Raw genomic sequence first — 22,079 nt, 5'->3', positions numbered from 1 at the left:
TCTCCTCCTACATTGCCATAAGCGCTACGAGACACAACAGAGCCGTAATAATTGAAAATACTGCGACCACACGCGTTTCTGACCATCCACACAGCTCAAAATGATGATGGATCGGCGCCATTTTAAAAATACGTTTTCCTCCAGTTTTCTTAAAATATGTGACTTGGATCATAACCGATAATACTTCTACCAGATAGATCAGTCCTACGATCAGGATGAAGATCGGCATCTGAAGCATATAAGCTGTTGAAGCCACAAAACCGCCAAGGGCAAGAGATCCTGTATCTCCCATAAATACACTTGCCGGATATACATTAAATAATAAAAATCCAAGCAGCGCACCAACAACTGCACATGTTACAGGTTCGATTCCACTTTTCGTTCCGATCGCAACAACCGTAAAAAATGTTGCAACAAGAACGGTTACGCTGGATGCCAGTCCATCCAGACCGTCAGTGAAATTGACACCGTTTACTGTACCGATCACAGCGAAAAACATCAGGACAATTGCCAGCCATCCGATATCCAGATATTTTCCTCCGGAGAACGGAATGAGCATTTTCAGAGATACATCCGTGAATTTTACCACATAAAATGCGAAGATTGCAGTAACTACGATCTGTAACGCCATCTTCTGTTTTGGATATAGACCATCGGAACGCTTCATCACAACTTTCAGATAATCATCCAGAAAACCGATCAGACCAAAGCCAACTGTCACAAACAGGATTGGGATGATCTTCGGATAATCTTTGATATAAAAGATTGAAGTAAGTACCACACTCAAAAGGATGATCACTCCACCCATGGACGGGGTTCCTGCCTTCTTCAGATGGGACTTCACACCATCTTCCCTCTCTGTCTGATTCATCTTCAATTTTCGCAGTACCGGAATAATGATCGGTCCCAGAATCGCACTGAATGCAAAGGCAATCAATACCGGCATAAATACTGTATAATTCATAATCCACCTCTTTTATCTTTTTGTCAGACTGTTAAGTCCTCGACGAACCTAGTATACTTCATTTCCTACTCTTTTTCAATGCCAAGATACGGGAATGTCTCCCGAAAAATGTTTCCGATCACCGGAGCTGCAATCGTTCCCCCGTAATAGATCCCTTTCGGATTATAGATCACACACATGCCCAGAACCTGTGGGTTTTCTGCCGGAGCTAATCCTATAAAGGAAGAAATGTATTTTCCGGCACTTCTTGGCAAAGTCTGGGAAGTCGCTGTTTTGCCTCCAATATGATATCCTTTTACATATGCCTTTTTCCCAGAGCCTTTTGCCACTACTCCTTCCAGCAGTTCCTGCATGGTCTCTGAAGTCTTCGCTGAGAGAATTCTCTTCTTTCTTCCATAAGAAAAGACTTCCGTCTTCTTTTTCTCCGAATCTGTAACTTCTACTCCAAAATGAGGTGTAATTCTCTTTCCTCCATTTATAAGAGAACTGACCGTTGCTGCCATCTGCATCGGTGTAACCTGAAAAGACTGTCCAAAACTCATAGTTGCAAGTTCTACCTGTCCTACACGATTTTTCTTATGCAGGATTGTTCCAGCTTCTCCCGGCAGATCCACACCGGTTGGTGAAAGCAGTCCAAACTTCTGGAAATATTTATAGAAATCATTTACTCCAAGTCTGAGTCCGATGTCAATAAATACCGGATTACAGGAATTCTGAATCCCTTCCACAAAATTTTCCGCACCGTGTCCTCCCACTTTATGGCAGCGGATTTTCCGGTCTTCCACAACTTTATAACCCGGGCAATGAAAATGATCCGAAAGCTTTACCACTCCTTCTTCCAGGCACGCCGATGCCGTAATGATCTTAAATGTAGAACCCGGCTCATATGTATCACTGATACATTCATTACGCCACATCCTGTTAAGTGCATCCTGTTCTTCTTCCGGCGTCAGATTTTTCTTTTCTTCACCTGGAAGCGAAAAAGGATCATTCAGATCAAATTCCGGTACATTAACCATTGCAAATATTTCTCCATTCTGCGGATTCATAAGCAGTATTGCAACTTTTTCCGCCTGTTTTTCTTCCATGACTTTTTCTGCCATCTGCTCTGCATATTTTTGAAGATTTGCATCCAGACTGATTTTCAGCGTGTCGCCTTTTACCGGTTCTTTTCGTCCTTCTGCTTCTTCGTCCAGTTCTATTCCTCTCGCATCTGTGATTGTCAAAATCTGCCCATTTATCCCTTTTAAATAATCTTCATACTGCACTTCCAGGCCAATGATTCCCTGATTATCCCCTCCTGTAAATCCAAGAACCTTTGATGCAAGTTTTCCATAAGGATAATATCGTTTAAAATCTTCGTCTACCTTAACACCATCCAGCCCAAGATTTCGAATCTTATCTCCCGTCTTTTTCTCTACATTTGACGCAATCCTCTCCATAGATGATATTTTTTTCACTTTTTTTCTCACCTGCGCTTCTTCCATGTGAAGTGCTTTTGTCAATATTTTAATTACCTTTTCCGAATCTTTCAGCTGACTGTGTATTACAGAAATTGTGCAGACTGTCCGGTTTGTTGCAAGGATTTTTCCATTCCGGTCAACGATTTCTCCTCTTGCAGCTTTAATATCGCGCTCTCTTTCATGTAACTGCTGTGCTTTCTTTTGATATTCTTCTGCGCGGAAGATCATCAGCCACGCAAGTCTTCCGAATAACAGAATAAGCAGGATGAGCGCGCAGGAGAATACAAAAAATATTTTCTTCTTATTATATGTTCTGTTCTTCAAACAAAAAAACCTCACACAAGCTTTGTAATAATCTATTACTGCTTATGTAAGGTTATTCTGTTAATTCTTGCTGTCTGAGATTTTTTCCACTCCCAGATACGGAAGAATCTCTTTCATAATATCTGCTGAGAGCTGGGTTGCCAGTCCGCTATTCGCCTGGTCACTGACGTTTGGTTCATTGATCACAACATAGACAACAACCTGCGGATTTTTCTGCGGTGCATATCCGATAAAAGATACAAGATATTTTCCATTCCTTCTTGGGAGTTTCTCCGCTGTACCAGTCTTTCCGCCCACATCGTATCCCTTAACGGCTGCCGTCTTTCCGGTTCCGTTTGTAACTACCCCGCGCATGTAATCTTTCACTACATCGCAGGTCTCCTGAGAAATCGTTTTCCGTACAAGCACCGGGTCCTTGCTCTCTGTCACATTTCCATTTTCATCTTTGATCTGTCTTACAACATGCGGTCTGTAATAACTGCCGCCATTGATCAGAGAACTGAATGAAGCTGCAAGCTGAGTCATTGTTACGTTGAAATTCTGTCCAAAAGCATTAGTTGCAAGACTGGCAGAATCCATTTTCTCCGGTGAATACAAAAGGCCTTCTGTACTTGCCTCACCCGGAAGATCTATGCCCGTCGATGTGCCAAATCCAAACAGCTTTTGATAACGGCTGAATTCGTCTTTCCCGATCTGCGCGCCGATCCGCATCATTGCAACGTTACAGGAATTTTCAAGTGTCTGCTTAAGTGTCTGCATTCCATGTCCATTACGGTGACTGCAGTGGATATCGTGTCCGCCTACTCTGAGTACACCGGTACAGTTATAACTTTCATTTCCTGTCAATACACCCAGTTCCAGTCCCGTTGCAACCGTAAATGGTTTGATCGTTGATCCTGGTTCATAAGTATCTGTCACACAAAAATTCTTCCACAGCGCGTTAAGTGTCTTGATCTTCTCTTTATCCGTCATCTTTGCAAGTTCATTTTTTGTATAATATGCTGACAGATCTCTCGGCTTATTCAGATTGTAATTTGGATAAGATGCTTCCGCAAGAATCTCTCCGTTATTTGGATTCATTACAATGACTGCCGTATCCTCACTTCCGGTTCCTTTTCTTGCTTCATTCTGATGTTTTTTATTAAACTCCAGAATATGCTTCTCCACTATACTCTGTACCTGCAAATCAATTGTAGAGACAACTGTCTTTCCATTGACCGGCTCTTTTACGGTCTGTTCAAAAGTAGAGGTTGTATCCTGATAGCCATATTCTCTTCCATCCGTACCATTCAGGACTTCGTTATAAGATGCTTCAATTCCATTGCTTCCTATGTTTCCATCTACGGTAAACCCAAGTGTATCGCTTGCCAGTGAGTTATACGGATATTTCCGTTCATAATCTTCCTCAAGCCAGATTCCCTGTACATTCGAATACTTCTCACTGTTCTTCATTATGTTGAATTTTTTCGCTTCTTTATAGCCGATTCCTTTTTTCAGAACGTTATAACGCCCGGACGGGTTGGTCTTCATCAGTTTTCGGATATCTTCTTCCTTAATATCAAAATATTTCTTCAACGCTTCAATGGTCGGTTCTATATAATCGTCCTTACTGAGCATTGCCTTCATGTCCAGAATAACATTATAAATACGTTCACTTGTCGCCATCTTGGTTCCATTACGGTCTACGATATCTCCCCGTTTAAACGGGATTGTACGGCTGTCATACTGTTGCTGGTCCAGCACCACTTTTGTATATTTGTCACCATTTGATGCATTAATATAAGTAATCCGGCCTGCAAGAAAAACAAAAGCCAGTACAAATCCCATAAAGAGCATGACTAGCTTTTTTTGCATGGCCTTATTAAATTTCCTTTTAAAAGGATTTCTCTTTCTTCTTGCCATTTATTTCTTCACCTGTTATTTACTTTTTTTCGTCTGTACTTTTGTAAGTGCACCTTCCTTTGGAATGCTTTCATATTGCTTTACATAATCCAGAGAAGGTTTTTTATATTCCACGACCTGAGAATCGGAAGCATCTACCATGCCAAGGTCTTTCTTAGCCTTTTTACGCACTTCGTCCAGATTCACAGAATCCACGATTGCATTGTATCTGGTCGTATTCTCTTCTTTCAGAGTTGCCAGTTCTTCTTCCATCGCTGAAATCTTTTTTGCGTGGCTCATATTTGCTGACTGTAAATTAACATACTTGATACATACAAGCAGCATGGCGATTGCTGCAACCGCCATGAATACAACATATCCTCGGTTCATTCGCAGAGCCTGTCTGCGGTTTTTCTTTACCTGTCTGCTTGTCCTTTTCTTTTTGGGTTCCTGCGCGCGTCTTTCCGGTTCGTATGCCGGTTGTCTTACAACATTACCGTAAACATAAGACGCTCTTTGTACATTCTGTCTTCTTCTTGTTGTCATCTGTCTGTATGCCATGCGCGCTCACCCCTTTCCCACTTTTAATTATTACATACTCATGTGTCAGCTCCGCTCAAAAATACGAAGCTTTGCGCTCTTTGCACGACTGTTTTCTTCCATCTCTTCCTTGCTCGGAAGGATTGGTTTTCTAGTGATAATACTCCCTTTTGATATTTTCCCGCATACACATACAGGAAAATCGCTTGGACATGTGCATGGATTTTCATTCTTACGAAATGCACTTTTCACGATCCGGTCTTCCAGTGAGTGGAATGTAATGATGCACAGTCTACCCCCTGGATTCAACAAATCAATCATAGCGTCCAATGAATTTTTTAGCACTTCCAGCTCCTGGTTCAATTCAATACGAATTGCCTGGAAGGTTCTTTTTGCCGGATGTCCGGACTTCTTCTGAAACTTCATCGGGATTGATGCACGTATGATCTCTGTCAGTTGTCCCGTTGTCTCAATCGGTGCTTTCTGACGCGCAGCCACAATATGCTTTGCAATGTTCTTGGCAAACTTATCTTCGCCATAATCACGGATCACACGATAAAGTTCCCGTTCTTCATAGTCATTGACGATGTCTCTCGCTGTCATCTTCTGACGTCTGTCCATCCGCATATCGAGAGGTGCATCTTCGCGATAAGAGAATCCCCGCTCTGCCGTATCTAACTGATAAGATGATACGCCCAGATCGAGCACGATCCCATCGACCTTGTCAATGCCTAACTTACCTAGCTGTGACTTCATATCACAATAGTTACTTCTTACTATTGTGACTTTCTCTCCGAAGTCTTTTAAGCGGATCCCGGCTGCTTCAATTGCAGCGGCATCCTGGTCTATTCCTATAATACTCCCCTTGTCACTGAGACGTCTTGCCACTTCACTGGCATGTCCGCCTCCACCGAGCGTTCCATCTACATAGATGCCGTCCGGTTTAATCTTTAATCCATCAATTGTTTCTTTCAATAATACTGATTTGTGTACGAATTCCATATCTTCTCCCTCTAGATACTGAACCCGCTTGCTTCCATATCGGATGCAATATCCTCAATATTCATTTCCACCTCAGCATTCTTAGCTTCCCATTTTGCCTTATCCCAGATCTCGGCACGCTTCCCCATGCCGACAAATACAACTTCTTTTCCTAGTCCGGCGAAGTCTCTGAGTGGGGCTGAAATAAGAGTTCTGCCTTGTTTGTCAAGGTCGCCGTCAATTGCACTTCCCTGGAAGAAATATGCAAATGCGCGGGCTTTTTTGTCTGTGGTCGTCGGTAAGTTGTTCAGTTTCTCTTCAAAAGCGATCCATTCTGCTTCCGGGTATACATACAGGCAGTTTTCCATTCCTTTTGTTATGACGAAATGCTCCCCTAAATCGTCACGGAACTTAGCCGGAATGATCAGTCGCCCTTTGGCGTCTATGTTATGACTGTATTCTCCTTTTAATCCCCTTAGCATAATGAACTCACCTTCTTTCAAAGTGGTCCACCACTTTCGCACCACTTTTCTCCACTTCTCACCACTTTCTACCACTTGAACTAATTGTAAAACACTTTTTCAGTGATTTCAAGCCTTTTTTGTGTGTTTTTTGTGAAATCAACATAGAATGTGACTTGACTCATCGTATACATATAAAGAGAGTTGACACTCGCAAGCCTACGCTTTTGAATATCAACTCTCTTTGATTCTTATTATTTATTTTATTCTTCTGCTTTATCCAGATTGCTCTGAAAATTCTGCAAAGCACTGTAATCAATCTCTACTTCCGGTCTTGACTGCTTCGCTTCATAAGTATGATACGCCGAATAAGTAATCCAGCCAAGTAAGATCACTCCTACAAATACTACCAGACACTTGCGCATCAGATTATATAATCTGTGCTTCCGGCGTAATCTTCGCCGGTTTGCTTTTTCTTCTTTATAATTATCAACTTTGGTCTGACTCATCAGGTATCTGTCTCCTTCTTATCGAATAACTACCGTTATTCTATCACACCTTTCCGGATTAGACAACCAGAATCACACCACCGTCTGCTGCATACATACTGCTGATCCCTGCCGTATCCAGGACGATGATGTCTTTTACCTTCATCTGTTCCTGAACCATTTTCTTCATGTCTTCAGCACGCTCCGGGCAATTACAGTGTGTAATCGCAAGAATCTTCTCTTCTGGTCGTATCGCATCTTTCTTCACCTGCGCAACCATCTTCTCGATTGCTTTCTTCATGCCTCTTCCCTGACCCAGCTGACAGATACTTCCAATCGGTGTAGAACCCATTACCGGCTTGATATTAAGCGCAGTTGCCATCATCGCTTTAATACCAGTCAGTCTTCCGTTCTTTTTCAATGTCTCCAATGTCTCCAGTACAAAATACGTGTGCTGCTCTTCTATATAAGCATCCACTGTCTTAATAATCTCTTCAAAGCTCATCTGCTTTTCTTCACACTCTGCAATCTTCAGTGCGATTAGAGTCTCTCCAACTGAAGCAGACTTAGAATTAAATACATGGATCTGTTTCTCTCCATATTCTTCTTTATAAAGGTTCTTCCCCAACTCTGCACTATTGTAAGAACCACTCAGCTCAGCCGATAATGTAACTGCATATACATGCTCAGCATCACAGTGATACATCTCCATATAACGTTCCGGTGATGGGCAGGAGGACTTCGGACACTCCGGAGCCGCTGCAACTCTTCTCAAAAAATCCTTCTGATCAAATGTTGCATCGTCAATGATATGATAACCATCTACTTCTATCTCCAGTGATGCGGTCACGAAATGCTCTGACTGTTTCATCTCTTCCGTTAATTCACCACAACTATCTACAACTACTTTATAACTCATGTCTTCCTCCCGGTAAACTTTTTATTTCCATTAAATGTAGTTTTTAATACTACGTTTAATATCATAGCACATTCACGTCGGAAAAGAAAGACTTTTATTCCGTTATTGTTCTATTTTTATTTGTTTTGAAACACTTAGCGCAATTCCCATTTCTATAGAAAGAAACAGAATTGCTGTTCCCCCATAACTGATAAATGGTAATGTAATACCTGTTGTCGGAATCAGATTTGTCACAACTCCCACATTTAAAAATACCTGTAAAGCCATGTGGGCAAATATTCCCGTCACAATCAGTGAACCATACAAATCCGGCGCATTCTGTGCAATAAACAGCAGACGGTATAATAATAAGCCAAACAGTGTCAGAACGAGAATTGCTCCAAACACGCCAAGTTCTTCACATATAATAGAAAGGATCATATCATTCTGCACTTCCGGAATGATTGTCTTCTGTGCGCTGTTCCCAAGACCTTTTCCAAAAAAGCCTCCGGAACCGATCGCATATAACGCCTGCATAATCTGGTATCCGCCTTCTGATGCATAATTTTCCGGATTCAGCCATACAAGAACCCGTCGCATCCGGAAACTCTTACTTGTCGTAAGTACCATACCCAAGATCTTCACGCCCACCAGTATCGCTGCAAGACCGCCACCTGCAGCTGCAAAGAAGATCTTTGTCTTCCGGTGAACAATAAAAATCATAATAATGCTGATGCCCATTACGATAATCGCTGTACTTAAATTATCTGTCAAAAAATATACACATGCTGCGGATAACAGTCCCCAGACCATTACATGGATAAATCCTTCTTTTGTATTAATCTTCTTTCCAAGCTTGCAGATCACTACCGGGATAAATAGTATCACCGCAATCTTTGCAACCTCCGATGGCTGAAACTGTCCGATTCCAGGTAACATGATCCATCTCTTGGCTCCCTTGGCTCCTTTTCCGATTGGGCTTTGTACAAGTGCCATCAGTATTATGGATACCCAATATAGCAGTTTTGCGCGCTTAATGTACCAGTGGTAATCAATAAAGCGGCAGATGAACCACATCACAAAAAAACCAGCCAGACAGAAAATTATCTGTTTCTTCAAATAAAATATACTGCTTTTCTGTCCGGTGATCTTCATGGAACTGTATGCACTGGTGCTGTATAACATTACCAGCCCGAAACATACAAGGCATATAAGAATTGCGACCAGACTATAATCAAAATATGGGATTGTTTTTTTCCTTTGTTCTGTAATTTCTCTTTTCACTGTCCTTGTCATTTTATTTACACTCCAATCGTATTCATTATACTCAGATATGATTCTAAAAACAACTAAAAATTCCGGTCTTTGCACCTCTTTTTGACTTCTTTCATATTATAATAATGCAAATAATTGAAAAGGAAGGTTGCTAAAAATGCCTAATTATCGCTATCAAGCTTCTAATTGCTGCGGCAACTCCATGCGGAACGTTTCCCTTGGTGTTCCTTCAGGCTCCGGCTGTCATGAGCATGCCTGCTCCGATAACACTTCCAATATTTCCATGCAGGTTCTTGCTATGGCATATGTTCCCATCCAGAAATTCCAGTGCCTGTACGATCCGCCAAAAGGGCTGCATGCAGGTACTATTTTTGCCGAACTCGATAAACCATTTCTTGGAACAGGAGGTGTTCTTCGATGAATAATGATAAAAGATTATCCCGTCAAGAACTCTTACAATGGATCAATGCCGTCAGCTTTGCAGTCAATGATGTGACTTTATTTCTTGACACACACCCTGATGACGCAGAAGCATTAGAGTATTTTGAGGAATTTCGTACGCAGCGCACACGCGCGCTTCAGGAATATTCCAGAAATTATGGGCCGCTCACGATCGATACTGCAACTGCCACTCCATGTGAACGCTGGCAGTGGAGCACGCAGAGCTGGCCATGGCAGGAAGGAGGCTGTTAATCTATGTGGAATTATGAAAAGCGTCTGCAACATCCGGTAAAAATCACCCAGACAAATCCAAAGATAGCTCAGGTGATCATATCCCAGTTCGGTGGTCCTGATGGTGAACTGGGTGCATCCATGCGGTATCTCTCCCAGCGATACACAATGCCTTACAACGAGGTCACCGGTATCCTTACGGATATCGGTACGGAAGAACACGCCCAAAAACGTTCTCGCTTATTTTTCTTCCTTATTATAATGCGTTTTTACAGCGTTTCTGCGTATTTACTGGATATCTTAATCCAGCCCTCGCTGGACTTTAATCTGCCATACGGCATCTTCTCCACGGTCTTCGTTTCCGTGATCGTATAGACCGATTCCGGGGCTTTCTTCCCAGTGTAATCTTTGCCAGGACTCTTGTAAATATTAAGTGCCTGTTTGGTCTTTACCTTGAAAGATTTATCCGCAGCTTTCTTCGCTGCCGGCTTCTCTTCTATCTTCTTTCCGATCAGACCTTCCGCAATCGCTCTGGCGCATTTCTTATAATCCCATGCATGATAATCGGTTTTATTGTCAACAAAACAACACTCCACCAGAAGTGCCGGCGCGTTCGTGTGCCGGAGAACATAAAGCTCCGGACGTATCTTCACGCCACGGTCACGGATACCTAATGCTCTGGCAATCTTCGCCGAAATCCGCGTTGCTTCTTTGTATGCTTTGGAATTTTTTGATACAACCAAAACTTCCACTCCGGTACCGCCACCGGAATTTAAGTGGATGCTGACATCCCGCGCTACTGTGTGCGCATTGCATTTCGCTACGATATATCTAAGACAACCGTTCTGGTCCGTCTTCTTATCGCAGGTGCAGTCGTATGCCGTGTGCCCTGCTGCCCGCAGGAGCCGAATCACTTCGCCTTTCACTTTTCTATCTTCTACGGATTCCTTCAAATACCCTACTGCCCCGGAAGCACCTTTGCCCTGTGGGCAGTGTCCTGCGTGTATGTTGTATTTTGCCATGTGTCTACCTCCTAATTTGTATATAAAAAAGAGAGCCTTACGACTCTCTAATCTCTTCCGTATGATCAATAGCTTCTTCTGGTAGCTCCTCCGTCATATCTTCCAGGAATTTCTGAACCCATCTCTTAAGCTTTGGCGGAACTGGAAGCCCGCATAGTGTCATATTCTTCAATACACTGACTGCTTCGTATAAAATGTATAGCAGGCAGAAAAATTCGCAGATGCCTAATTTATGTATTCCGAGCATCTGCACGTATTTATCAGCTACGAAGCTTAGCATATTAATGTTGACGATAATGTCGACCGCCATAAATAGACACACCGACAAGAGCATCGCCGCCTTTCGGATTGCTCCGTCAATGCCTACACAGCTGTTGAACTTGTGCTCTTTCATGGCTCGAAGCACTCCGAGCACGGTGTCTAACGTCACGACAAGCAAGAGAATTTTAAAAAACGAATTGCTTGCCAAAAGATACATGATTCTTTCCATCATTCTAATCATCCTTTCTTTTAATTCGCAGAGAGCTTCTTGCCCTCTGCTTTGAAATTTAGTCCAAGTCGGTTCAAAAAATCGCAAGAAATTGAATTAGTCAACTGAATAGTCAGCTATACGGCTAGAAATTAAACTAACTCGCAAAAACTCGCAAAGGCTTGGATAAACCTTGGCTTCGAAGTTGGTTCAAGTCGACTTATGGTCTACGGCATTGGTGCGCATCCTCCGCATATAAAGGCACTGTATCCCGTTTTTTCGCTTGATGTAAAATCATCGTATTTCACAAACTTGCCGAGATATGCGTTCCCACTCGACATTGCAATCTTGACAGACGGCTTATTATTCGTACTGTCCCACATGAACTTAAGGTACGCACTTAACTGCACCCGAAGAAGCAGCATCGTACCGGCACTGTTTGCATCCCGTTTCTCATTCTCGTCAGCGATACGCTTATTTCGCTCTATGGCATCCTTCTGCTGTCTCTTCTTCTGCTCCTTCAAAAGCCAGACGATATACCCAAGCACGATCGGCAGAACGATTCCATATGTCTGTAAGATGATTTCTTTCACTTTCTATTCCTGCTTTCCTTAAATTATGCAAATAAAATAAGACCGTTACGGTCTTGCTCTTGGGGTGTTCATGTAAAATTCTCCTATGAAAATGTTAAATATCCTGACCATGCAATGCCAATGGCATCATTATTGGTGACGTTAGTTGTGCTGTTGATCGTCATCCTTACTTCTATCCATGACTCTCTGACATAGCATGAATACGAAGCTGGCTTTACAAACGTACTCGCAGATGAACCGTGCGTATATTTACCGCCCTGTCTTCCTCGGAAACCATTGTTCGTAGTTGCCGTTACTGCCGATGCTCCTACAAGCGGCTTGGACAATGGGACTGAAAATATAACCTGTTTACCGCCACCGCTAACGTAACCACCAGTGCTGATCTCACATGGAATTTTATCGCCTTTTGTGTAATATGGTTTAAAGGTATCTCTGGTCGGCGGTCCCAAGTACAGATCTGTCTCATCTGAATACAACTGCCATTTTCTGGCTACTTCATCATGGAGCCCTCGGTTTACTCCTCCGGTTCCAACTCCAACACCTATGGCATTACCAGTTGAATTATGCGAAATAATAGTCACGTCATTCGAGTAGACATGCAAACGCCCATCTGCATTATTTAATAATAGCGCAATCTTATCATTCTCACTCATGACTCCCTGATGACTGATTTGCGATCTCAATAAAATTCCAGAATCCAATACACCTATATAGTTTTGTATCTGCTTACCAACTCCCGTCCCTGATGTGCCGTAATATTCTGTCAGATACTCAAGAAAAGTTACTGCATCATTTTCCGCATTAACCTCCGGGCTCATCAAGGAAAGTATTGATGCTGATGTATCCATTCCATTGTCATTTTCGTAATAATTAGTAGAATCAAGATTTATTGCTACAGGTCCGGACATATTCAGATGTGAAGCTGCATCAATTTCAACTCCATCTGCTCCCTTTATTTTTGAAAATGTTACGCTTTCTCCATCTTTTTCCTGTATAGAAGATACAATCGATGTTGTTCCACCACACATTTCCACCACAGCATCTTTACTATTCTTCCCCAGCTCCACTTTATCTGCCGCATACTTCGCCAGCACCGTATCTCCGTTTCGAATTTCCATAGAATCAGAATCTACCTTTACATTTGCTCCTAATGTATCCGCTTCCATATTTCCTACAATCAAGCCACCATCCGTTCCCTGTATATAATTCGTTGCAACTTTCGCCGCAGCGTCAGCAGCCGTCTGCGCCCGATTTGCCTTATTCCAGGCTTCCTTGGCTGCTTCGTAGCTGCTGGACTTCGATACATCCGAATAGCTGTATGTATCATTGGACATTATAGTCAAAATTACAGTGTATAGGGTGCTTGTTGATCCTGACTCGTATGTGGGTTCCGTTGTCTTCCAATTTCCACCGGGTGGGATTGCTGTCGGTTTGTTTGGCTTGGCGGCAGTTGAGGATTGCAATAAGTAATATGTTGTAACTGCTTTCACGTCTATAATCCTCGATATCGTAATATCTGCCTTTGCTAAAATTGCCATTCTCTCACTCCTTAATCTTCAAGCTGACATGTATATGCCTGTGCATTTGCAACATCTGCTGCCGATATTGTCAGTGTTTTAGCTGTTGCAATTGCTGTGTCGCTTCCCGTTTTATACCATTTGATTGAGCCAAGTGATCCACAAACTCCTGCATCTGTAATGCTCTGCTCTACCGAGCCTTTCCAGACATGGGCTGTAAGCACTGTCGAACCGGAATTGTTTTTAAATACTGTTCCATTAGATGAAGTGATTGTCAAACTGATCGCATCTGCTCCCGCCGCACCTGTGGAGCCCTGTTTTGCCACGCTATACTGCGGATTAGAGGTAGATCCATTTGTATAAGTAAATACCGTCTTCGTCCAAAGATAGTTTCCGGCCGCTACCGATGGTGGTGTGGACTGCCATCCACTGGTCGGTGCAGATGTATTAGATGAAGATGAAGCATAACTAATTTCTGCTTTTGAAACACCATTGCCTGTAGCTCCAGTATTTCCTTTGTCACCCTGAATACCTTTAATGTTTCCGGTATAAACCCATTTAGCAGCAGACGCGGCACCTGCAACTGTACACTTATAGGTATTACCAGTAGATGTATTGAGATACATATCATTAACCCGGGCATTTGCTACACCTGATCCAGAGAAAATTGTCGCAGTCGTTGATGTTCCTGTAATGCCCGTACCTGAATACCATTGGGAACCTGTTGTTCCGGTTGCACCTGTAGAGCCCTGCTTTGCTACACTATAGCTTACAGAAGTCGTATTGTCTGTATAGGTAGTTGTAACTCTTGTCCATAAATACTGCCCCTGCGTTACCGGCGGAATAGTTGTGGACCATCCACTTGTCGGAACTGTTGTATTAGAAGCAGATCCTACATATTCCGCCACCGGCTCACCCTTAATGCCTCTTCCGGCTGCGCCTGTTGCACCTGTCTTCGCAACTGCAAACGAAAACTTCTTATTTACCGTAATACCGTCTACATGAACCGGGATTGTTGCCTCACAGGCAGCACTGATCGTTGCTGTTGTTTTAAATGTAATTTTAACTCTGGATGTACCACTGTTTTCTACTGTAGCACTAATTCCGGTCGGGCATGTAATCTCTGCTGCCACTACCGTCAGCGAAGCACACTGATTTGTTCCACAGAATGCAACTGCTTCTGTAGAACACGTCTGCCCAGGAGTCGCCCCGCTGGTATTTCCGATAAATGTGTATGCTTCCGAAGTCAGCATTACCGAATACGCATCCGTAACATCTAAAATTGTCATTTGATCTGCAGCTTTAATTGCCATAATATTATCCTCCTCGTTTTTAAACAATTAATTCACATAAAAAAGTTACCTTTACATCTACATCATCTGGTGATAATGCAAATGAAAATCCATCGTTTCTGATTCTTGGATCACCGGAAGAGATAATTCCATAAGTCTCTTCCTCTAAGCGCTGCCATTTCCACTGGATATATGCACCGCTTCCAAATGTCTTTCTCAGAGTCTCTGCATCTTCTATCCGCTCCTTTCCGTGATATATAACAACCGACAATACCGTTGACACTGCATTATTCTTAAATACACTGCCCCTCGAGGATTCTATGTGAAGCAATACTGCCGCTTCTCCTTCTTCCCCTTTTACTCTCACCCATTTATACAGTTCTGGATTGGAAATATCCGGATCTCTCACAGTCTGATTCGCGCGTGTTCCGAGATATGATTTTCCAGAAGGGTCCAAGGAAATGCCGGAACCATATTCATCATCTGCGTAAGCAGTCCATGTATACAGTGTTCGATTGGCTGCCAGATTTTTAAAGTTTCCTGCCAGATCCTGCACCTGCTGCGAGATTCCGTTATCTTTGATCAGATAATCTCCAATAGTAACGCTAACGCTTCTGCCCGTTTCTGAAATCTCTGTTTTTAATATCCTTGCCGAAAAATAAACTTCACCGGATTCATCCACAATATTTACAGTATCTCCAATTTTTGTACCCTTTGGCAGTTCAAGCACATCAATCTCATAGTTCACTTCCGGTTCCCGGATCTTTTTCAGTTCTTCTATCGCTTTCTTGCATAAAAGCTCCTGGCTTACCGTATCAAAATTAAACGTTTTTACAATATCTCCTTCGCCCTGCCCGTCTGCGAAAAAACGGCTCCACTTCTGCCATGCCGTTCTGGATTTCAGAAGATTCCCATCAATGTAAAAATCTCCGTCATCGTACTTGTAGTCCCTCAGATTGATTGCAATATCGCTGTCCTCTGGTGTGGATCCATATGGCAGCAATGCTGTGGCAAGATTCGCAATTGATTTCTTTGTTACCATCCTGTCGATATCACGGTCCAAATGAAGCTGTACTCCTGCATCCTGCCCCCGCTTCTGGTAAACATCAATATACTTATGCTTTACAGCCATTCCTTCTACATCAAAGGAAAAGGCGATTTCCGCATCAAACTCTCCGGCAACACCTAATATCCGCTCCGTCACGGTCTGTTCATCATTCCAAGCAAGTTTCTTCGTCCCTGGTACCTCATTAAGCCCAATTTCAAAACCACTGTCTTCTGCAAATTTATTTATATAATAATCAATCTCATATGCCTTATCCGCAGTGTACGGAAGTGCTATTTCATTCAGCAGATCCAGTCCCGCATCTTCTGCATAAACCATAACTTCTCTGCTTTTTGTATCTGCTTCCGTTTCAATGATCGTATAAAAAGATTTTTCATCACCACTCTGGTACAGTAAATAATTTCCTACTGCAGCACATCTTTCCGCTTCTTTTCTCGTAAGCGCATCGTATGTAATATGCAGTTCCAGAACCGATACGCCCGCTTCTATCTCTTCTGTTTTTTCGTCGCCAACAATCAGCAAGCCTTCCGGGAGCGTTGTGCTTGCATTCCCTAATATGTTCATATGACGGTCAGCAAAATACACGATCATAAAAAGACCTCCCTGTATTTCAATTTAAATGTCGGCGCATATGCCTCTTCTACCCACTCTGACCAGCTAAACCCGATCTGGTTCACTCCAGGCATCAGGTAAAATTCTTCCCAGCTATTGCCGAGTGCTCCAAGATCCTGCCTGTCCAGTTCATTCAGCTTTACGGATGCACTTGCGCAGTCAATCGAAAGGACATCGTTTGCATTGAATTTATTCTGTACATCATGCCATTCCAGTACAATCTTATCTATAGTTTCCGTCACCGTCTTCTTATAGTTCTTTACCAGCTTCATTTCATACATGCCATTGTATTTCATGGCTGCCGCCGTGCGCTTCTGGAAGAAACCGGTCGTGATCTTGCTTACGGATTTCGTTGCTACGCTCTCTACTGTAAAGCTTGCTTTTATCCCGCCGAGGTCAAATGAAATTCTTGAACCTTTCTTTGTAATGCAGGATGACTTCGCAGTCTTAATGGCTGTTATTTTTTTCTTCTTATTCTCTGCCCGGTTTTCTCCAAATCTCTTGTTGTGCAATGACAGATCTATCTCTGCTTCTTTCCGGATCTTGCCATCCACGATCATCCGGTACTTTCCTTTCGTTCCGTCACCGGACTTGTAAATGTCAATGCCCGCTACAATTTTCCCGGACGCATCCGATAATATCATCTGAAAACGCCCTTTCTGCCTCTTTCCTGCACTCGTACTATCCACGCACATCTTCTGTGCGTACTGCATCTGGAAATCTGTAGCAGATTCCGAAAGAGAATATGTCGTTACAGCACCGTGCCATCCGGAACCCGAGCCATAACTTGATGCTGTAAGATAATACGTTCCCTCGCTCGTAGAATTCTGCGAATGTTTCTCTCCCATCGTTCCATTTTGTGTCACTGTTCCATACAGCACTCCACTGTTATTTTTATATTTCGTCTTTAATGTATTCCATGCGGATGATTTCTTGAATGAATGATTAACCATCACCTTCGTTGTAGGAACCTGATAAGTATTGGTTTCCTGCTCAACGACCTCAATCTGCTCTTCCGACAATTCCTCTGGATTGCCAAATTGTAATATGTGTTCTTCATCATCGAAGAAAGCTACATAACCGCATCTTCCATTGTCGTTCTCTTCGCCGCTTTCATCATTGTAAAAATCAACTTCAAACTTTGGAAATGCCCGATATGTACCGCCGTATTCAAACACAAATGCATTACCTGTCGGTTCTACCTCGTATTCTTTCACGGAATACTTAAATGGATCAGAACATTTAAAACTGAATGAACCCGTCACGGCATTCTTCCCCGGATCGATATCATCCACCGATTCCATTGTTCCGATATAATACTTGTCGGGTTCATCCATGAAGATTAATTGTGCCTCTTCTACATTCAGAAGTGCATTCAGTTCATTAAATGCCGCACGAAACCGTGCATTATTTCCGGCAATCAATTGAAACGTTACAGTAATCGTTCTTTCCGGATATCTTTTGCTCTGATATCTTGTTCCGTCATTCACAGTGCTGTCCAGTGTAGTGACTTCCGTTTCTAACAATTCCCGTCCGGAGACATGCAGTGTCCGATACTCCGGGATTTCATCCTCGATCAAGGTTCCATTTATCATCAAAGCTTCAGATGGGACATCGCGCCCCACCTGAGAATCTGTCGTATCTACAAAACTATACATACTGCCTCCTTATTTCCTTCCACGCCGTCTGTTCTCGCGGCTCTGTCTCGAATCCAGTTCGCTCTGCATATACGGCGCAGTCGTTCTCGCCACCTCACGTCCATCTACTTCTACCGGAACAACAATCGTATACTTCGCATTGCTGTAATATTCATACTCTGTTGATAGATCGCCAGTGTAATCACCTGCAAGCTTCGGAGATGCAACATCCGGAATCGTCACGATGCTTTGCGCTACATCGGCAATCTTATGCCGCATGGACTCCAACTGGTTTATGTATCCTTTTGCCGTATAAGTTGCCAGAGAAGCGAACACCCTTGACGGACTGTGAATCTTAAGCTTCTTCCGGAATGCTTTTATCACTTCATTTGCCAGTATCCGGCTTTCCTTACTCAGACTCTTTTTCTTGGATGACATTCCTGATACAAATCCACTCATCGCATTTGCGCCAATCGTGGTCATACGTTTTTTCAGTGCCTTCGCTTCTTTCGTCACCTGTGCAGAGAAATCCTTCTTAAGACTACTTAATTTCGGTGCATAGTAATTCGTTGCTGTTTTCTTTGCAGCGTTCTGGAACTTTGTATAGCTTGCACCATAAGCTTTCAGGTTTTTCGTAGACATCTTAAGCAAATTATTCGTATAAGCCAGACCTTCTGCCGTGCTGAGTCCGAGAATTTCTTCCATCAATCCATCCGGTAAAATCTTTTTCAGCTTTTCCAGATTCTTTGCATAAGCGTTGATCTGTTTTGTGCCGACATTAAAATCTTTCAATGCGATATTCCCATAATCATCCGCCGTGTAGAGACTGCTGATATTTCCAAGGTTCTCCATAAAGGACTTTCTGGCATCGATAATTGCATCGTATTTCTTCTGATACTTCTTCCCGAGCTTATCAAATGTGGAATCTGCTGCCTTGATCAGCTTCTTCACTTCAGCTTTATATGATTTTGAAAATGCACTGTTCAGATAGCGTCCGGCTTTCGTATACTTGCTGGAAGCCTTCTTATTATGCTTTTTCAGTGGCTTCACATACGCATTGATCATATTCTTGACAGACTTAAGTGCACTGTCCCGTTTCTTCTCCATCTGCGATTTGAACTTATCGCTGAGTTTTTCACCAAGCGACTCATAATTTCCTTTGTTCTTCGCAGTTTTAAATACTTTCATTGTCTCGCTCACGAGTTTCTTAGCCGCTTTTGTCGCCTCACTGATCTTGCTCAGAATTCCGTTTCCAAATCCCAAACTCATGTATCCACCATGCTTCTTCGTGAGTTTGGAAGGGCTGTGGATCTTCGCTTTTGCCCGGATAGCTGTGTCCGCAGCCGAAACCATTCTGGATGCCGCCGCTTCGATCTGCCCAAGGCAGGAACTCATTCCACTTGCGAAGCCCTGACTAACATATGAACCGGCACTGTATGCACCGGAGCGCCCGGACCGCAATCTCGTATTTACACTTGTAGCTGCCTTCGATGCTGCCGATGCAGCTTTACTAAGACCACTGCGAAGCGCAGACGCATAACCACTTCCCGCATTTCTACCTGCAGATTTCGCGGTAGATGCTACCTTGCTCATGGACTTACTTACAGCGGACAAAGAACTTGCCGCCACTGCTCCCATCGTCCCGAAACTTGCATTTACAGATACAGATGCTGACGCCAGCGTTTTTAACCCGCTTGCCGCCTGTCCTACGCCTGCTCCTTTTTTGGATATTTTTCCGAGTCCGATTGACACTGCTCCGAGAGATTTTGCTATGGATCCGATTGACAACCCTGAGATCATCTTAATCCCACTTGCCACACTCTTAAATCCCTGTCCGGCATTCTTTGCAGATGTTCCGACCGAATTAATCACTTTGGCAATTCCATTCAGCACACTTGTAAGACCGCCACTGATTGCATCCACGACTTTCGTGATTGTATTTCCAATCACCGTAAATCCGGCACTCGCCACAAGAACTGCCGTTCCAAGCACCAGCAATCCAGCTCCGGCTGCCACTGCTCCTGCGCCAACTACTACGAGCCCGGCTCCCAGTACAATACATCCGGCTCCGGCAATCGCTGCGCCCGCACCAAATACAAGCATTGCTGCTCCGAGAGCTGCGATGGATACCGCTCCTGCCGCTCCATACTGGACAACTGCTGGCAGAACACCAACAACAATCTTAAGCGCTGCTCCTGCTATCAATGCACCTGTTGCCGCCAGAACAATCGCTGCTCCAAAAGCGATAAAACCAACTGCTCCAACGGTAAGTGCCGGCGCCAGAACCGCTGCTCCTGCTGCAAGCAAGGCAACCGCTGCTACCATGCCGACCATCACACCAATTGCCACCGGTCCGGCAGATGCCAGATTCGTTGCTGCTGTTGTAAGCAATAACATCCCTGCACCTGCCAGAACAACTGCTGCACCAAAGGCTATGAATCCGGCTGCCCCTGCAGTCAAAGTCGGTGCAACTTCTTTCGCAACGACCAGCAGCCCGCCGATTGCAACAACCATTCCAAGCATGACACCTGCAGCTAAAGGACCAGCTTTTGCAAGATTGATCGCAGACAGCGTAAGCAACGCAAATCCGGCTGCAACCAGTGCGATTCCGGCTCCCATTTTCAGGAATGCCGTAGCAGACTGAACAAGGCTTCCGAAAGACTCCTTGCTTGCCGTTCCTACAGCTTTCTCTCCTGCCGCAACACCGAATAACTTACCAGCTAATGCCGCAATTCCCTTTCCGCCTATTTTCAAAAGCGCACTCGCAAATGTAGTGACTCCCGGAACAAGCGATTGAATGATTTTAAATCCTTTTATTGCCAAAAGAAGCTTCAGGATCTTTGGCGCTGCAGAAGCTATTTCATCTGAGTGATCCGCTACAATCTGTGCAAAATGCGCAATCGCATCTGATATGCCACTTACCACACTTGTAAATGTATCCAGACTGCTCTTCTTCTGTGCCAGTCCACCAAAAGATTTTCCAACAGCCGACACAGCATTTATGATTGCTTTTCTGGCTTTGGAAGTTGCATCTGAAAATGCTTTCCAGTACGGAGATACAACGGATACCGCAGATTCTACTTTCTTTGCCAGCCCGTCCGGATCTACTTTATCCAAACGTCCAATTACTTTTTCAATACCGGAAATCGCAACATCCGATGTCTTATTAAAAGTCGGCATCAGCTTTACACCAAGCGTCTCTTTCAAACCGTCCATAGCCTGTCCCGCAGTTTTGTATGACGTAGCAAGCTTGGTAAAGGACTTGTTTGTTCCGACCTTTGCTATCGCATTAAAGAAATCTTCTGTCTTAACTTTTCCGTCCTGCACATCCTGCACAAGCTGTGATGTCGTTTTCCCCATGCCTTTAGCAACAGCCGCAATACCTGCCGGCGTCTGTTCCAGCATCAATTTAAAGTCCATCCACTGGATCGTTGGCTTTGCAGCCGCCTGTGTTGCCTGCTGGCTTAATGTCTTCATTGCCTGTGTCGGATTTTCAGAAGCTGCAGCTAATCCTCCGAAACCTTTTACCAGTTTCGTACAGTTCTTTGTTCCAACGGCAGCAAGCTGGCTGTAGGTCGTTGCCATATCCGAAGCGGAATAGATTGTCTTTGTAGCAAAATCCTGTAATTCATCTCTTGTCTTCGTGATGGATTTTGTCCCTTTTCCGATCATCTGCATATTTCCGTTAAATGTCTTCCATGCCGCAGATGATTCATTTAACTCCCCTGTCACTCCGGATATTCCACTCGTTATTGCAGAGAATGCTTTCTGACCGATCCCGGTCATGATTCCAAATCCCAGACCGGACGTCAATGTACTTTTCAAACGTTCCGCACTGCTTTGCGCACTCTTGAACGCAGACGAAAATCCACGGTCGCTCGCAGACAATATCGCCTTTACTGAATAACTTTCAGCCATATTGCA

General features: G+C 43.6%; 19 protein-coding genes and 1 pseudogene. 3 read left to right on the top strand and 17 right to left on the bottom strand.

Annotated features, from left to right (window positions below):
* Positions 1–7: 7 nt before the first annotated feature.
* From mraY to DW152_RS01290, 9 genes are all read right to left on the bottom strand, one after another.
* Positions 8–964 (bottom strand): phospho-N-acetylmuramoyl-pentapeptide-transferase, encoded by a 957-nt coding sequence (mraY, locus tag DW152_RS01330; RefSeq protein WP_021861572.1) that lies wholly within the window; start codon positions 962–964, stop codon positions 8–10.
* A gap of 65 nt (positions 965–1,029) precedes the next feature.
* Positions 1,030–2,751 carry a peptidoglycan D,D-transpeptidase FtsI family protein gene (locus DW152_RS01325; protein WP_118287820.1) on the bottom strand — a complete coding sequence of 574 codons (1,722 nt, stop codon included), beginning with the start codon at positions 2,749–2,751 and terminating at the stop codon, positions 1,030–1,032.
* A gap of 60 nt (positions 2,752–2,811) precedes the next feature.
* Complete coding sequence (locus DW152_RS01320; protein WP_330416702.1) at positions 2,812–4,605, bottom strand: penicillin-binding protein 2; 1,794 nt, start codon at positions 4,603–4,605, stop codon at positions 2,812–2,814.
* Positions 4,606–4,668: 63 nt separating this feature from the next.
* Positions 4,669–5,193, bottom strand: coding sequence for a hypothetical protein (locus DW152_RS01315; RefSeq protein ID WP_021861575.1), 525 nt, complete (start codon positions 5,191–5,193; stop codon positions 4,669–4,671).
* 45 nt (positions 5,194–5,238) lie between these two features.
* Positions 5,239–6,174, bottom strand: coding sequence for a 16S rRNA (cytosine(1402)-N(4))-methyltransferase RsmH (rsmH, locus tag DW152_RS01310; RefSeq protein WP_118287818.1), 936 nt, complete (start codon positions 6,172–6,174; stop codon positions 5,239–5,241).
* Positions 6,175–6,185: 11 nt separating this feature from the next.
* Positions 6,186–6,635, bottom strand: a complete 450-nt coding sequence (gene mraZ / locus DW152_RS01305; protein ID WP_117538353.1) for a division/cell wall cluster transcriptional repressor MraZ — start codon at positions 6,633–6,635, stop codon at positions 6,186–6,188.
* 242 nt (positions 6,636–6,877) lie between these two features.
* Positions 6,878–7,123: a hypothetical protein gene (locus DW152_RS01300; RefSeq protein WP_021861578.1), complete on the bottom strand. Its 246-nt coding sequence runs from the start codon at positions 7,121–7,123 to the stop codon at positions 6,878–6,880.
* A gap of 58 nt (positions 7,124–7,181) precedes the next feature.
* Positions 7,182–8,021 (bottom strand): DegV family protein, encoded by an 840-nt coding sequence (locus DW152_RS01295; protein ID WP_118287817.1) that lies wholly within the window; start codon positions 8,019–8,021, stop codon positions 7,182–7,184.
* A gap of 102 nt (positions 8,022–8,123) precedes the next feature.
* Positions 8,124–9,296, bottom strand: coding sequence for an FtsW/RodA/SpoVE family cell cycle protein (locus DW152_RS01290; protein WP_118287816.1), 1,173 nt, complete (start codon positions 9,294–9,296; stop codon positions 8,124–8,126).
* Between the two features lie 136 nt (positions 9,297–9,432).
* Between DW152_RS01290 and DW152_RS01285 the strand changes: the two genes are divergently transcribed.
* The 3 genes and pseudogenes from DW152_RS01285 to DW152_RS13675 all read left to right on the top strand — a co-directional run.
* On the top strand, positions 9,433–9,696 hold the full coding sequence (locus DW152_RS01285; protein ID WP_021861581.1) for a spore coat associated protein CotJA: 264 nt from the start codon (positions 9,433–9,435) through the stop codon (positions 9,694–9,696).
* Positions 9,693–9,968, top strand: a complete 276-nt coding sequence (locus DW152_RS01280) for a spore coat protein CotJB (RefSeq protein ID WP_021861582.1) — start codon at positions 9,693–9,695, stop codon at positions 9,966–9,968. The genes DW152_RS01285 and DW152_RS01280 overlap by 4 nt, the downstream gene beginning before the upstream one ends.
* A gap of 3 nt (positions 9,969–9,971) precedes the next feature.
* Positions 9,972–10,172, top strand: a pseudogene (locus DW152_RS13675) (manganese catalase family protein); the annotation flags it as partial.
* Positions 10,173–10,216: 44 nt separating this feature from the next.
* Here the strand turns inward: DW152_RS13675 and DW152_RS01270 are convergent.
* The 8 genes from DW152_RS01270 to DW152_RS01235 all read right to left on the bottom strand — a co-directional run bounded on the left by DW152_RS01270 (position 10,217) and on the right by DW152_RS01235 (position 22,073).
* Positions 10,217–10,969 (bottom strand): N-acetylmuramoyl-L-alanine amidase, encoded by a 753-nt coding sequence (locus tag DW152_RS01270; protein WP_118287815.1) that lies wholly within the window; start codon positions 10,967–10,969, stop codon positions 10,217–10,219.
* A 37-nt stretch (positions 10,970–11,006) separates the two neighbouring features.
* On the bottom strand, positions 11,007–11,462 hold the full coding sequence (locus tag DW152_RS01265; protein WP_243059744.1) for a phage holin family protein: 456 nt from the start codon (positions 11,460–11,462) through the stop codon (positions 11,007–11,009).
* Positions 11,463–11,665: 203 nt separating this feature from the next.
* A complete protein-coding gene (locus tag DW152_RS13380; protein WP_243059742.1) occupies positions 11,666–12,031 on the bottom strand; it encodes a hypothetical protein in 366 nt (121 codons plus the stop codon).
* 83 nt (positions 12,032–12,114) lie between these two features.
* Positions 12,115–13,569: a hypothetical protein gene (locus DW152_RS01255; RefSeq protein WP_118287814.1), complete on the bottom strand. Its 1,455-nt coding sequence runs from the start codon at positions 13,567–13,569 to the stop codon at positions 12,115–12,117.
* A gap of 11 nt (positions 13,570–13,580) precedes the next feature.
* Positions 13,581–14,861, bottom strand: a complete 1,281-nt coding sequence (locus DW152_RS13375) for a hypothetical protein (RefSeq protein ID WP_243059739.1) — start codon at positions 14,859–14,861, stop codon at positions 13,581–13,583.
* Positions 14,862–14,880: 19 nt separating this feature from the next.
* The gene (locus DW152_RS01245; protein ID WP_118287813.1) at positions 14,881–16,497 is read right to left on the bottom strand and encodes a phage tail spike protein; all 1,617 of its coding nucleotides are present in this window, start codon (positions 16,495–16,497) and stop codon (positions 14,881–14,883) included.
* Entirely contained in the window at positions 16,494–18,176 is a 1,683-nt protein-coding gene (locus DW152_RS01240; protein WP_118287812.1) for a distal tail protein Dit, read from the bottom strand. The genes DW152_RS01245 and DW152_RS01240 overlap by 4 nt, the downstream gene beginning before the upstream one ends.
* A 9-nt stretch (positions 18,177–18,185) precedes the next feature.
* Positions 18,186–22,073, bottom strand: a complete 3,888-nt coding sequence (locus DW152_RS01235; protein WP_118287811.1) for a tape measure protein — start codon at positions 22,071–22,073, stop codon at positions 18,186–18,188.
* Positions 22,074–22,079 lie beyond the last annotated feature (6 nt).

The organism is Dorea sp. AM13-35, from assembly GCF_003473885.1.
In the GTDB taxonomy this organism is placed as follows: domain Bacteria; phylum Bacillota; class Clostridia; order Lachnospirales; family Lachnospiraceae; genus Dorea_D; species Dorea_D hominis.
Note: the sequence above shows the minus strand (reverse complement) of the source record. Positions and strands in the feature narration are given on the sequence as shown.